At 69.2% G+C, this 13,438-nt stretch carries 13 protein-coding genes; all 13 read left to right on the top strand.

All coding sequences use genetic code 11. The features are described 5' to 3' along the window. The 13 genes from ACV229_RS04765 to ACV229_RS04705 all read left to right on the top strand — a co-directional run bounded on the left by ACV229_RS04765 (position 1) and on the right by ACV229_RS04705 (position 13,434). Positions 1–954, top strand: a complete 954-nt coding sequence (locus ACV229_RS04765) for a CheR family methyltransferase (protein ID WP_448081975.1) — start codon at positions 1–3, stop codon at positions 952–954. Beyond that, a complete protein-coding gene (gene cheD, locus ACV229_RS04760; RefSeq protein ID WP_448081974.1) occupies positions 951–1,700 on the top strand; it encodes a chemoreceptor glutamine deamidase CheD in 750 nt (249 codons plus the stop codon). The genes ACV229_RS04765 and cheD overlap by 4 nt, the downstream gene beginning before the upstream one ends. After that, positions 1,697–2,800 carry a protein-glutamate methylesterase/protein-glutamine glutaminase gene (locus tag ACV229_RS04755; protein ID WP_448081973.1) on the top strand — a complete coding sequence of 368 codons (1,104 nt, stop codon included), beginning with the start codon at positions 1,697–1,699 and terminating at the stop codon, positions 2,798–2,800. The genes cheD and ACV229_RS04755 overlap by 4 nt, the downstream gene beginning before the upstream one ends. A gap of 64 nt (positions 2,801–2,864) precedes the next feature. Further along, positions 2,865–3,260: a chemotaxis response regulator CheY gene (cheY, locus tag ACV229_RS04750; protein ID WP_448081972.1), complete on the top strand. Its 396-nt coding sequence runs from the start codon at positions 2,865–2,867 to the stop codon at positions 3,258–3,260. Between the two features lies 1 nt (position 3,261). Further along, positions 3,262–3,993 carry a protein phosphatase CheZ gene (gene cheZ, locus ACV229_RS04745; RefSeq protein ID WP_448081971.1) on the top strand — a complete coding sequence of 244 codons (732 nt, stop codon included), beginning with the start codon at positions 3,262–3,264 and terminating at the stop codon, positions 3,991–3,993. A 405-nt stretch (positions 3,994–4,398) separates the two neighbouring features. Next, positions 4,399–4,902 carry a DUF2844 domain-containing protein gene (locus tag ACV229_RS04740; RefSeq protein ID WP_448081970.1) on the top strand — a complete coding sequence of 168 codons (504 nt, stop codon included), beginning with the start codon at positions 4,399–4,401 and terminating at the stop codon, positions 4,900–4,902. A 16-nt stretch (positions 4,903–4,918) separates the two neighbouring features. Next, positions 4,919–6,169 (top strand): DUF3443 domain-containing protein, encoded by a 1,251-nt coding sequence (locus ACV229_RS04735; RefSeq protein WP_448081969.1) that lies wholly within the window; start codon positions 4,919–4,921, stop codon positions 6,167–6,169. A 34-nt stretch (positions 6,170–6,203) separates the two neighbouring features. After that, complete coding sequence (locus ACV229_RS04730) at positions 6,204–6,473, top strand: hypothetical protein (RefSeq protein ID WP_448081968.1); 270 nt, start codon at positions 6,204–6,206, stop codon at positions 6,471–6,473. Positions 6,474–6,677: 204 nt separating this feature from the next. After that, positions 6,678–7,058, top strand: coding sequence for a DUF805 domain-containing protein (locus tag ACV229_RS04725; RefSeq protein WP_448082308.1), 381 nt, complete (start codon positions 6,678–6,680; stop codon positions 7,056–7,058). A 467-nt stretch (positions 7,059–7,525) separates the two neighbouring features. After that, complete coding sequence (gene flhB, locus ACV229_RS04720) at positions 7,526–8,737, top strand: flagellar biosynthesis protein FlhB (protein WP_448081967.1); 1,212 nt, start codon at positions 7,526–7,528, stop codon at positions 8,735–8,737. After that, positions 8,734–10,836: a flagellar biosynthesis protein FlhA gene (gene flhA / locus ACV229_RS04715; protein WP_448081966.1), complete on the top strand. Its 2,103-nt coding sequence runs from the start codon at positions 8,734–8,736 to the stop codon at positions 10,834–10,836. Before flhB ends, flhA begins: the two co-directional genes overlap by 4 nt. Next, the gene (gene flhF, locus ACV229_RS04710; protein WP_448081965.1) at positions 10,833–12,626 is read left to right on the top strand and encodes a flagellar biosynthesis protein FlhF; all 1,794 of its coding nucleotides are present in this window, start codon (positions 10,833–10,835) and stop codon (positions 12,624–12,626) included. The genes flhA and flhF overlap by 4 nt, the downstream gene beginning before the upstream one ends. Beyond that, a complete protein-coding gene (locus ACV229_RS04705; protein WP_448081964.1) occupies positions 12,619–13,434 on the top strand; it encodes a nucleotide-binding protein in 816 nt (271 codons plus the stop codon). The genes flhF and ACV229_RS04705 overlap by 8 nt, the downstream gene beginning before the upstream one ends. Positions 13,435–13,438: the final 4 nt, after the last annotated feature.

Genomic DNA, 13,438 nt, shown 5'->3' with positions numbered 1-13,438 from the left:
ATGCTGTCCGCGCGCGCCCCGCTTCATGACGAAACACCGGAAATCCCGCAGCGCTCGGGCGAGCCGGGGCGCGACTTCGCGTTCACGGCGGCCGACTTCGCACGCATCCGCACGCTGATCCACCGCCGCGCGGGGATCTCGCTGTCCGAGCACAAGCGCGACATGGCATACAGCCGGCTCGCGCGCCGGCTGCGCGCGCGCGGGCTCGACGCGTTTCGCGACTACCTCGACCTGCTCGAGCGCGAAGACGATCCGGCTGAGTGGGAAGCGTTCACCAATGCGCTGACGACGAACCTCACCGCGTTCTTTCGCGAGTCGCACCATTTCCCGATCCTCGCGGACTTCGTGAAGGGCCGCGCCGCGCCGGTGTCGGTATGGTGTTCGGCCGCGTCGACCGGCGAGGAGCCGTATTCGATCGCGATCACGCTGATCGAGGCGCTCGGCGAATCGGCGGCGCGCGGCGCGACGATCCTCGCGACCGACCTCGACACGCAGGTGCTCGCGAAGGCCGAGGCCGGCATCTACAGCTACGACCAGGTCAAGCACATGTCGCCGGAGCGGCTGAAGCGCTTCTTCCTGAAAGGGACGGGCGCGCAGGCCGGCCGCGTGAAGGTGCGCCCCGAACTGCGCGCGATGATCCGCTTCGAGCAGCTCAACCTGACCGACGCCGACTACGGGATCGCGAAGCCGTTCGACGCGATCTTCTGTCGCAACGTGATGATCTACTTCGACAAGCCGACGCAGGGCCAGGTGCTCGGGCGCTTCGAGCCGCTCGTGAAGCCGGGCGGCCTGCTGTTCGCCGGCCACTCGGAGAACTTCACGTACGTGACGCAGGCGTTCCGGCTGCGCGGGCAGACGGTCTACGAACTGTCGAGCGATGCGGCGCGTGCCGCGCCGCCGCGCAACCGCATGCGCGCCGCGGACGCGCCGCCCGCCGCCGGGGAACGCCGATGAGCGCGCTGCCGATCGCGACCAATCGTTACTTCGACAACCACTTCGGCCGCCCGGGCGTGAAGCTGCTGCCGAACGAGTTCTACACGACCGCCGACGACATGGTGCTGATGACCGTGCTCGGCTCGTGCGTCGCCGCGTGCCTGCACGATCCGTTCGCGGGCATCGGCGGGATGAACCACTTCATGCTGCCCGACGACGGCACGGACCCGGACGCGACTGCGTCGGATTCGATGCGCTACGGCGCGTACGCGATGGAAATGCTGATCAACGAACTGATCAAGGCGGGCGGACGCCGCGAGCGCTTCGAGGCGAAGGTGTTCGGCGGCGCGGCGGTGCTCGCGGGCATGACGACGATCAACATCGGCGACCGCAACGCGGATTTCGTGCGCCGCTACCTTGCGCTCGAGCGCATCCGCATCACCGCGGAAGACCTGCAGGGCGTGCATCCGCGCAAGGTCGCGTTCATGCCGCACACGGGTCGCGCGATGGTGAAGAAGCTGCGGCTGCAGGTGCCGGGCGTCACCGAGCGCGAAGCCGCGCTCGCGCACGAGGCCGACCGCGCCGCGCGCTCGCGTGCGCATGTCGAGCTGTTCGCCGCGCCGGCGCAGCGGCCGGCCGCGCGTCCGGCACGGCCGCGCATCGAGCTGTTCGGCGCGCGCGGCGCGCCCGCCGCCCGGCCGTCCGCCGGCAGTCCGTACGCGGGGAGCCCGTACGCCCAGACGGTATCGAAAAAGCAGGAGGCTTGAACGCAGTGCAGAAGATCAAAGTGTTGTGCGTCGACGATTCGGCGCTGATCCGCAGCCTGATGACGGAGATCATCAACAGCCAGCCCGACATGGAGGTGTGCGCGACCGCGCCCGATCCGCTCGTCGCGCGCGAACTCATCAAGCAGCACAACCCCGACGTGCTCACGCTCGACGTCGAAATGCCGCGCATGGACGGGCTCGACTTCCTCGAGAAGCTGATGCGCCTGCGGCCGATGCCGGTCGTGATGGTGTCGTCGCTGACCGAGCGCGGCTCGGAGATCACGCTGCGCGCGCTCGAGCTCGGCGCGGTCGACTTCGTGACGAAGCCGCGCGTCGGGATCCGCGACGGGATGCTCGAGTACGCGGAGAAGCTCGCCGACAAGATCCGCGCGGCGTCGCGCGCCCGCGTGCGGCAGGCGCCGCAGCCGCATGCCGCCGCCGCGCGTGCGGCGGGCGCAGCGGGCGGACAGGCGGCCGCGCCGCTCGTCAACAACCCGCTCGTCAGTACCGAGAAGCTGATCATCATCGGTGCGTCGACGGGCGGCACCGAGGCGATCCGCGAGGTGCTGACGCCGCTGCCGCCCGATGCGCCCGCCGTGCTGATCGCGCAGCACATGCCGCCCGGCTTCACGAAGTCGTTCGCGCAGCGCCTGAACGGGCTGTGCCGGATCGCGGTGAAGGAGGCCGAGCATGGCGAGCGCGTGCTGCCCGGCCACGCGTACATCGCGCCGGGCCACGCGCACCTGTTGCTCGCGAGAAGCGGCGCGAACTACATCGCGCAGCTGTCGGACGAGCCGCCGGTCAACCGGCACCGGCCGTCGGTCGACGTGCTGTTCCGCTCGGCGGCGACGCACGCGGGCAAGAACGCGATCGGCGTGATCCTGACCGGCATGGGGCGCGACGGTGCGGCAGGCCTGCTGGAGATGAAGCGCGCGGGCGCCCACACGTTCGCGCAGGACGAGGCGAGCTGCATCGTGTTCGGGATGCCGCGCGAGGCGATCGCGCTCGGCGGCGCCGACGAGATCGCGCCGCTCGCCGAAATGAGCCGCCGCGTGATGGGGCGGCTCGCGGCAATGGGCGACCGCGTGCAGCGCGTATGAAGCATGACCGATGCGGGCGCTTGCGCTCGCGTCCCGACGGAAACGAATCTGGAAAGGAACGAAGATGGACAAGAGCATGAAAATCCTGGTGGTGGACGACTTCCCGACGATGCGCCGGATCGTCCGCAACCTGCTCAAGGAACTGGGCTATTCGAACGTCGACGAAGCGGAAGACGGCGCGGCGGGCCTCGCACGGCTGCGCAGCGGCAGCTACGAGTTCGTGATCTCCGACTGGAACATGCCGAACCTCGACGGTCTCGCGATGCTCAAGGAGATCCGCGCGGACGCGACGCTCACGCACCTGCCGGTGCTGATGGTGACGGCCGAGTCGAAGAAGGAGAACATCATCGCGGCCGCGCAGGCCGGCGCGAGCGGCTATGTCGTGAAGCCGTTCACGGCCGCGACGCTCGACGAGAAGCTGAACAAGATCCTCGACAAGATGGCGAAGACCGGGAGCTGACGTGAACGAGCCGATCCATGCGGCGCTGGCCGGTGCGGGGTTTGCCGCCGACTGCCACGCCGAAGGCGCCGACGCGAGCGACCGGATCCTCGCGCGCATCGGCCAGCTGACGCGCACGCTGCGCGACTCGATGCGCGAGCTCGGGCTCGACAAGCACGTCGAGCAGGCGGCGGAAGCCGTACCGGACGCGCGCGAAAGGCTGCGCTATGTCGTGGCGATGACCGAGCAGGCGGCCGAGCGCGTGCTGACCGCGATCGAGATCGCGAAGCCCGTGCAGGAGCGCGTGCAGAACCAGGCCGAGGCGCTCGACGCGCGCTGGGCGCAATGGTACGCGGCGCCGATCGAGCGCGCGGAAGTGCGCGAGCTGATGGACGACACGCGCGCGTTCCTGCGCGCGCTGCCGGACGCGACGTCGGCAACCAGCGCGCAGCTCCTCGAGATCATGCTCGCGCAGGATTTCCAGGACCTGACCGGACAGGTGATCAAGAAGATCATGGACATGGTCTACCTGATCGAGCAGCAGCTGCTCACCGTGCTGGTCGAGAACATTGCGCCCGAGCGGCGCGAGCAGTTCGCGGCGACCGCGGCCGCGCTCGCGGCCGAGCAGACGACGAGCAGCACCGGCAGCCCCGACGCGCTGCTGAACGGGCCGCAGATCAATCCGGAAGGCAAGACCGACGTCGTGCAGGACCAGGCGCAGGTCGACGACCTGCTCGCGAGCCTCGGGTTCTGACGGGGCCGCCTAGGTGGGGCCGCCTGGGTGGGGCCCCCGAGTCGGGACTGCTTGAGTGGGCCCGCCTGAGTGAGGCCGCCCGAGTGGAGTCGCCCGAGTGGCTCCTCCACGAAAGTGCCGCAGGGCGGGTTCTCCCACCGTCTCGCGTCGTCGGAACCCGGCGCCGTCTCCGCAGACGCGCGCCGGCCAGCCCCGAGGCCCGTGCGGCGGCGCATCCAGCCGGTCGGCGCCGGGCCTGGAATGTGCTGAATTGACACTTGGACACACTCAGCAGGCATACTACGCGTCAGTGACATCCGATCAGCGGCATCAGAACATCGTTCTTTTGTCTGTCTTGAGGCTGGGCTGCGGTGCCGGCGACGCTGTCGGCGCCGCCTACAACGAGGCGAGTCCCTGGGGGGGAACGTGAAGCTGAAACGTCTGGGCTGTGCTGCCGCGTCCGCGGCGGCGTTGATGAGCGTGCTGTGGAGCGTCCACGCGCACGCGGAACTGGGCGGCGCGCCGATGTCGCCGCCGGCCGACGACCACGCCGCCTCCGTGCGCGCGCTGCAGCGCGCGATGCGCTCGGCCGACGGTTCGTCGGCGAGCACGGCGACCTACACCGTTCGCGAGATCACGCTCGGCTCGGGCACCGTGATCCGCGAATACACGTCCGCCGCCGGCACCGTGTTCGGCGTCGCGTGGCAAGGGCCGACGATGCCGGATCTCGCATCGATTTTCGGCAGCTATTTCCCGCAATACACCGCTGGCGTCGAGGCGGCGCACAAGGCGCGCGGCTGGCGCGCGCCCGTGTCCGTCGATACGAGCGGCCTCGTGATCCGGACGGGCGGCCACATGGGCGCCTTCTCCGGTGAGGCGTGGCTGCCGCAGGCGCTGCCCGCCGGTTTCACCGGCAACGACATCCAGTGACAGCGGGAGACCGATCTTGCGTATTCCTCGTAACTTCATTCGCTGGCTCGGCGCGCTGAGCGTCGCAGCCGCGACGGCCGTGCTCGTCACCGCGTGCGGCGGCGGCGACGGCGGTTCCTCGGGCGGCAGCAACGGCGGTAACGGCGGTAACGGCGGCTCGACCGGCGCCGCGAATACCGCAGTCATCACCGTGGCCCAGGGCGTCGCCAACGTGATCAACATTCCGACCGTCAGCGTGACGGTCTGCGCACCCGGCACGTCGAATTGCCAGGTCGTCAACAACGTGCTCGTCGATACTGCGTCATACGGTCTGCGGCTCGTCAGCAGCGCGGTGTCCGGCGTGATCGGCAGCCTGCCCACGACGACCACGAGCGGCGGCGCGCCGATCGCCGAATGCGGCAAGTTCGTGTCGAGCTACACGTGGGGCTCGGTGCGCACCATCGACCTGAAGGTGAGCGGCGAGACCGCGAGCTCGCTGCCGGTGCAGATCATCGGCGACCTCGGCACGACAAACGTACCGACCTCGTGCACGAACGGCGGCGCGTCGGCGAACTCCGCGAGCGCGCTCGGCGCGAACGGGATCCTCGGCATCGGGCCGGCGCCGTACGACTGCGGGACGACCTGCACGACGTCGACGTCGGCGGTGAACAACAACTACTACGCTTGCCCGAACGGCAATTCGAGCTGCGCGGTGACGCTCGTATCGCTGTCGCAGCAGGTGGCCAATCCGGTCCAGCGTTTCGCGAGCGACAACAATGGCGTGATCGTGCAGATGCCGCAGATCTCGAGCAACGGCCAGGGCAGCGCGACGGGGACACTGACGTTCGGGATCGGCACGCAGTCGAACAACCAGCTCGGGGCCACGACCAAGCTGACGTCGACGACGACAGGCGACCTGCAGAACTCGTCGTTCCTCGGCCGCACGGTGACCGCGTTCTTCGACACGGGCTCGAACGCGTACTTCTTCAACGATTCGGCGCAGACCGTGTGCTCGCGCAATACGCAGTTCTATTGCCCGGCGTCGACGGCCACCTACACGGCGACGCTCGTGGGCCTGAACGGCACGGCGAGCAACGTGTCGATGTCGGTACAGAACGCGGACTCGCTGTTCTCGAACGCGTCGACGTTCGCATTCAACGACATCGCCGGACCGTTCGGCTCGTCGGCGTGGCTCGATATCGGCCTGCCGCACTTCTACGGCAAGACGATCTACTTCGGGATGGACCTCACCTCGAACGGCGGCGCGGCGCCTTACGTCGCGTACTGACCCGCGGCAGCGCAGCGGCATCACGAGGGGGCGAATGTTCGCCCCCTTTTTTTTCATTCTGGCGGCGCAGGCCAGCGCCGCTGCGAAGGACGCCACCGCACGGGCGGCGATAATCGCCGGATTATCCCGGCGGCCTGTTCCCGCATTCCGATTCCGTTATCCGGCCGGCCGGTCGGCCTTTGCATGGCCGAAGCGAACGATTATGGCGGCGATATTCATTCGCCCGCCAATATCCGCTCTTTCATTTTCGGTGACTGTCGGTTCTGTCAGGTTCTTGCAAATCTTCAAAAATGACGCGGTGTGAATTGACAATGTGGGGGGCGTTATCCCGGCCGATATGACGCCGGCGTCGCCGCTGGCGCGTTGGGCCGGCCGCGCCGCGCACCGGGCTTCAATCCCGTTATCGGACGCCGGATGAAAAGCGATTGAACGTCATCGGATTCCACCTATAATGCACGCGTTGTTTCCGGGGTTGTCGATAATTTCAAAAAACATGAGGGCTAAAAAAATGAATTTCCCTGAAGCCATTCGTTCGGTATTCAACCAATATGCGAAGTTCGATGGCCGCGCGCGCCGTGCGGAATACTGGTACTTCGCGTTGCTCACGTTCATCGTGTCGCTCGGTTGCCAGGTAATCGCGGTGGTGGCCCGTGAGGCATCCACGGTCGCGCTGCTCCTGTCGATCGTCGCGTTGCTGGTGTCGCTCGCGCTCATCTTGCCGAGTCTCGCGGTGACGGTCCGCCGGCTCCACGATATCGGCCGTTCGGGCTGGTTCCTGCTGATCGCCTTCATTCCGATCGTCGGCGGGATCATCCTGTTCATCTGGATGTGCTCGCGCGGCAACCAAGGCCCGAATCGCTTCGGCGCCGACCCGATCGCCGCGGCCTGAGCGCCGTCCCAGCGAGACGCCGTGCTGCTGCGCGGCGTCTCGTCGCGATGCGCGGGCGGCCGCCGCCGTGTATCCCGGCCGGGCCGCTTTCGCCGGTCGGGCCCAGGATTGTGATTCCTGTTGTCGCCGGTTCCGGTTTGCATCCCGCCCTGCGCCCCCCGGCACTCCGCCAGTACGGCCAGCACCGCCAGCACCGCATCCCCGCCCGCCGACTCCATCTGACCTGATACGCCGCGCATTCCGCGCCCGCGCACCGCGTGCGCCGTCCGCCGCACACGCGCGAACCTGCCCGCGGCCCCGCCCGGCGAAGCCTCGTCGCCGCGCCATTCGCGCTTGCGCCCGCCCGCGCCCGATTCCCCGAAATACCCCCCTTTCCCGGCTTTGCTCGACCGATCGGCGTTTGACGCCTCCATGAATAATCGGTGTCACTGGAAAGCGGCATTCCGCCGTATCCGTCTGGAGGCCCCGTGGCAGACGAGAGCGATCTCGACAAGACCGAAGCCGCCACTCCGAGGCGCCGCGAGAAGGCGCGCGAGGAGGGGCAGGTCGCGCGTTCGCGCGAACTGGCTTCGTTCGCGCTGCTCGCGGCGGGCTTCTACGGCGCGTGGCTGCTCGCGGGACCGATCGGCATGCACCTGCAGACGATGATGCGCGGCGCGTTCGCATTCGACCGCGCGACCGCGTTCGATTCGCACCGGATGCTGTCGGCGGCCGGCAGCGCGGGCCTCGAAGGGCTCACCGCGCTCGCGCCGCTGCTCGCGCTGACGGGGCTTGCCGCGCTGTTCGCGCCGATGGCGCTCGGCGGCTGGCTGATCTCGTCGAAGACGTTCGAACTGAAATTCGACCGGCTGAATCCGCTGACGGGTCTCGGCCGGATGTTCTCGATCCAGGGGCCGATCCAGCTCGGGATGTCGCTCGCGAAGACGCTCGTCGTCGGCGGGATCGGTGGCGTCGCGATCTGGCGCGCGAAGGACGAGCTGCTCGGCCTCGCGACCCAGCCGCTCGATGCGGCGCTCACCGATGCGCTCCACCTCGTCGCCGTGTGCTGCGGCACGACGGTCGCCGGCATGCTGGTGGTCGCGGCGCTCGACGTGCCGTATCAAATCTGGCAGTACAACAAGAAGCTGCGCATGACGAAGGAAGAAGTGAAGCGCGAACATCGCGAGAACGAAGGCGATCCGCACGTGAAGGGCCGGATCCGCCAGCAGCAGCGCGCGATCGCCCGTCGCCGGATGATGGCGGCCGTGCCGAAGGCCGACGTGGTCGTCACGAACCCGACGCACTTCGCCGTCGCGCTGCAGTACACCGACGGCGAGATGCGCGCGCCGAAGGTCGTCGCGAAGGGCGTGAACCTCGTCGCCGCGCGGATCCGCGAGCTGGCGGCCGAGCACAACGTGCCGCTGCTCGAAGCGCCGCCGCTCGCGCGGGCGCTGTATCACAACGTCGAACTCGAGCGCGAGATTCCCGGCTCGCTGTATGCGGCGGTCGCCGAAGTGCTCGCGTGGGTGTACCAGCTCAAGCGCTTCCGCGTGGAAGGCGGCGCGTTCCCGGCGGTGCCGGTCGATCTCGACGTGCCGGCCGACCTCGACAAGGGCGCGTCGGTGTCCGCTGACGACGAGCGCGACGAAGCCGACGACGTGCTGGGCACGAACGCCCGCACGCAAGGAGGCACGGCATGAGCACGCCCGCCAACCTGTTCGCGAAGCGCCCGAACCTGCTCGCGGGGACCAACCTGCGCGCGCTCGCGGGCCCGATCCTCATCTGCATGATCCTGGGGATGATGATCCTGCCGCTGCCGCCGCTGCTGCTGGATCTGCTGTTCACGTTCAACATCGCGCTGTCCGTGATGGTGCTGCTCGTCAGCATGTACACGATGAAGCCGCTCGACTTCGCGGCGTTCCCGAGCGTGCTGCTGTTCTCGACGCTGCTCAGGCTGTCGCTGAACGTCGCGTCGACGCGCGTCGTGCTGCTCGAGGGCCACACGGGCCCGGACGCGGCCGGCCAGGTGATCGAGGCGTTCGGCCACTTCCTCGTCGGCGGCAACTTCGCGGTCGGCATCGTCGTGTTCGTGATCCTGATGATCATCAACTTCATGGTGATCACGAAGGGCGCGGGGCGGATCGCCGAAGTGTCCGCGCGCTTCACGCTCGACGCGATGCCCGGCAAGCAGATGGCGATCGACGCCGATCTGAACGCGGGCCTCATCAACGAGGAGCAGGCGAGGAAGCGCCGCCAGGCGGTCGCGCAGGAAGCCGAGTTCTACGGCTCGATGGACGGCGCGTCGAAGTTCGTGCGCGGCGACGCGATCGCCGGCCTGATCATCATGGCGATCAACGTGATCGGCGGGCTGATCGTCGGGATGGTCCAGCACGACATGAGCTTCGCGGCGGCCGGCACGAACTACACGCTGCTGACGATCGGCGACGGCCTCGTCGCGCAGATCCCGTCGCTCGTGATCTCGACCGCGGCCGGCGTGATCGTATCGCGCGTCGCGACCGACGAGGACATCGGCACGCAGATCACCGGCCAGCTGTTCACGAACCCGCGCGTGCTGACGATCACCGGCGCGATCATCGTGCTGATGGGGCTGATCCCCGGGATGCCGCACTTCGCGTTCCTGCTGCTCGGCGGCGGCGCGATCTGGCTCGCGCGCACGCAGACGAAGCGCGCGGCGGCCCGCAAGGCGGCCGGCGACATCACCGACATCGCGCCGCCCGCGGCGCTCCCCGCCGACAGCCACGAGGCGAGCTGGGACGACGTGCAGCTGATCGATCCGCTCGGCCTCGAAGTCGGCTACCGGCTGATCCCGCTCGTCGACAAGAACAGCGACGGCGAACTGCTCAAGCGCATCAAGAGTATCCGCAAGAAGTTCGCGCAGGAAATCGGCTTCCTGCCGCCCGTGATCCATATCCGCGACAACCTCGAGCTGAGGCCGAACGCGTACCGGATCGCGCTGAAGGGCGTCGAGATCGGCGTGGGCGAGGTGTTCCCGGGCCAGTGGCTCGCGATCAACCCGGGCCAGGTGACGGCCGCGCTGCCCGGCGCGCCGACCCACGATCCGGCGTTCGGCCTGCCGGCCGTGTGGATCGACATCGCGCTGCGCGAGCAGGCGCAGGTGTACGGCTACACGGTCGTCGACGCGAGCACCGTCGTCGCGACGCACCTGAACCATCTCGTCGTCCAGCACGCGGCCGAGCTGCTCGGCCGCCAGGAAGTGCAGGCGCTGATCGAGCGCACCGGCAAGGACGCGCCGTCGCTCGTCGAGGACCTCGTGCCGAAGACGATCTCGCTGACGACGCTGCAGAAGGTGCTGCAGAACCTGCTCGAGGAAGGCGTGCCGATCCGCGACATGCGCACGATCATCGAGGCCGTGTCCGAACAGGCTGGCCGCGTCACCGACGCGTACGACATCACGGCCGCGGTGCGGCTGTCGCTCGGCCGCGCGATCACGCAGCAGTGGTATCCGGGCGCGGGCGAGATGCAGGTGATGGGGCTCGACGCGAATCTCGAGCGCGTGCTGTCGCAGGCGCTCGCCACCGGCGCGAATCCGGGCCTCGAGCCCGGTCTCGCGCACAACCTTCTGACCGGCACGCAGCAAGCGCTGCTGCGTCAACAGAATCTCGGGCTGCCGCCCGTGCTGCTCGTGCAGCACGCGCTGCGCGCGATGCTCGCGCGCTTCCTGCGCCGCAGCCTGCCGCAATTGAAAGTGCTGTCGTACGCCGAAGTGCCGGACACACGCACGATCAAGGTCGTTAACGTCATCGGGGGTTCCGCTTGAACATTCGCAAATTCACCGGCGCAACGAGCCGCGACGCGCTTCGGCTCGTGCGCGAGGCGCTCGGCGCCGACGCCGTCGTGCTGTCGAACCGCACGCTCGATGACGGCAGCGTCGAGATCACCGCGCTCGCCGACGCCGAGCTGGCTGCGATCGCGCCGCCCGTCGCGGCGCCGGGACTTGCCCAGGTCGCCGCGCAGCCGGGCGCGGCGCTGGCGGGCTTTGCGCCACGCGCGCGCGCAGCCGCCAATCCGTATGCGATGGGCGACGGCGGGCTGCCGGACGTGTTCTCGTCGGTGTTCGGCGCGAGCGCCGAAGCGGCCGATGCGCCGGCGGCCGATGAGCCGGTTGCCGCAGCGTCTGCCGCGGGATCGCCCGCAGCAGGATTGCCCGCCGCAGGATCGCCCGCCGCAGGATCGCCTGCCGCAGGATCGCCTGCCGCAGGATCGCCTGCCGCAGGATCGCCTGCCGCACCTTCCGAACCCGCGCCGTGGCTCGTCGAGCATGCGAAGCGCCTCACGCAGCAGCGCGAGGCGCTCGCCGCCCGCAGCCAGCCCGCGCCGGCGGCGGACGGCGGCCACCGCGCCCCGGTCGACACCGCCCGCGCGCCGCGCGCCGGCGACGTGCTGCCGCCCGAATGGGCGCGCGACATCGTACGCGACGCCGCACGCCGGATCCCGGTCGATGCGGGCGCGCCGCGCCGCGCGGCCGACGCACCGGCGCCGAAGGCAGCCGAGCGCACGCGCATCCCGACCGATACGGCCGCGGCCGTTGCCGATGCGGTCAAGGCGCGCATCGAGCGGATCGTCAACGACACGGTGATGCACGAGCTCGGCGCGCTGCGCGGGATGATGGAAGAGCAGTTCGACAGCCTGATGTGGCACGAACGCCAGCGCCGCAGTCCCGTGCACGGCGCGCTGACGAAACACCTGTTCGCGGCCGGCTTCTCCGCACAGCTCGTGCGGATGATGGTCGACAACCTGCCGCAGGGCGAAGGCTCGGACACGCTCGAGCAGGCGACCGAGTGGGCGCAGACGGTGCTCGCGGCGAACCTGCCGGTGCTCGAAAGCGAGGATGCGCTGATGGAGCGCGGCGGCGTGTTCGCGTTGATGGGGCCGACGGGCGTCGGCAAGACGACGACGACCGCGAAGCTTGCCGCGCGCTGCGTGATGCGCTTCGGCGCGAGCAAGGTCGCGCTGCTCACGACCGACAGCTACCGGATCGGCGGGCACGAGCAGCTGCGGATCTTCGGCCGGATCCTCGGCGTGCCCGTGCATGCGGTGAAGGACGCGGGCGATCTCGAGCTCGCGCTGTCCGAGCTGCGCAACAAGCACATCGTGCTGATCGACACGATCGGCATGAGCCAGCGCGACCGCGCGCTGTCCGACCAGATCGCGATGCTGCACGGCGCGAACACGCCGGTGCAGCGCCTGCTGCTGCTTAACGCGACGAGCCACGGCGACACGCTCAACGAGGTCGTGCAGGCGTACCGCAGCGCGGGCGACCATCCGGATCTCGCCGGCTGCATCCTCACGAAGCTCGACGAGGCGACCCATCTCGGCGGCGTGCTCGACACGGTGATCCGCTACAAGCTGCCCGTGCACTACGTGTCGACCGGCCAGAAGGTGCCGGAGAACCTGTACGTCGCGACGAAGAAATTCCTGTTGAAGAGTGCGTTCTGTGTGCCGCGTGACGGCTCGCCCTTCGTGCCGCACGACGATGACATGCCCACGCTGCTTTCCGCGCTGACCGCACGTTCCACCGCCGAGCTGCACGAGGTTCGCTTTGGATAAACGCATGATCGATCAGGCTGAAGGATTGCGGCGCCTGCTGGCCGGGCGCGCCTCGAGAATCGTCGCGGTGACGGGCGGCCCGGCGGGCGTCGGCTGCACGTCGACCGTCGTGAACCTCGCCGCCGCGCTGACGGCGCTCGGCAAGGACGTGCTCGTCGTCGACGAGCGCGCCGACGTGCACTCGGCTGCCGCGACGCTCGCCGGTGCGTGGCTGCGCGACGGCGCGCGCGCGCGGGTCGCCGGCGGCTTCGCGGTGTGCGCGGCGGCGCGGCTCGCGCGCGCCGGCTACAGCGACGCGCAGCTGAGCGATTTCATCGACGGGGCGGCCGACATCGTGCTCGTCGATGCGCAGCTCGGCACGGACGGCGCATTCTCGGCGCTCGCGCGCGAAGCGCATGACGTGCTGATCGTCACGCGCGTTGCCGCGCAGGCGATCACCGAGGCGTACGCGTGCATGAAGCGGCTGCATTTCGCGCACGCGATCGCGCAGTTTCGCGTGTTGACCAACCACGTCGGCAGCCAGGCCGATGCGAAGACCGCGTACGACAACCTCGCGGGCGTCGCGAGCCGCTACCTGGCGGTGTCGATCGGCGACGCCGGCTGCGTGAGCGCCGATCCGCTCGTCGAGCACGCGCGCGAGCTCGTGCGCACGGCGGTCGACGCGTTCCCGACGTCGCCGGCCGCGCGCGACTACCGGCAGATTGCCGCCGACCTGCTGTACTGGCCGCTGCGCCCGAGGCCGGGCGCGGGCCCGGTCCGCGCGGGCGGCAGCACGTCGTTCGAGGCAGGTGCGGCGCACGCCGCGTGAGCGC

The sequence above is a fragment of the Burkholderia sp. MR1-5-21 genome, from assembly GCF_053427715.1.
This window is presented reverse-complemented; position numbering and strand designations above follow the sequence as displayed.

Bases quoted from the DNA above. Each gene is read 5' to 3' on its own strand.
- ACV229_RS04725 (WP_448082308.1), top strand. From the start codon at position 6,678: ATGAATTTCCCTGAAGCCATTCGTTCGGTATTCAACCAATATGCGAAG.
- ACV229_RS04730 (WP_448081968.1), top strand. From the start codon at position 6,204: ATGTTCGCCCCCTTTTTTTTCATTCTGGCGGCGCAGGCCAGCGCCGCT.
- cheY (WP_448081972.1), top strand. From the start codon at position 2,865: ATGGACAAGAGCATGAAAATCCTGGTGGTGGACGACTTCCCGACGATG.
- ACV229_RS04765 (WP_448081975.1), top strand. From the start codon at position 1: ATGCTGTCCGCGCGCGCCCCGCTTCATGACGAAACACCGGAAATCCCG.
- flhA (WP_448081966.1), top strand. From the start codon at position 8,734: ATGAGCACGCCCGCCAACCTGTTCGCGAAGCGCCCGAACCTGCTCGCG.
- cheD (WP_448081974.1), top strand. From the start codon at position 951: ATGAGCGCGCTGCCGATCGCGACCAATCGTTACTTCGACAACCACTTC.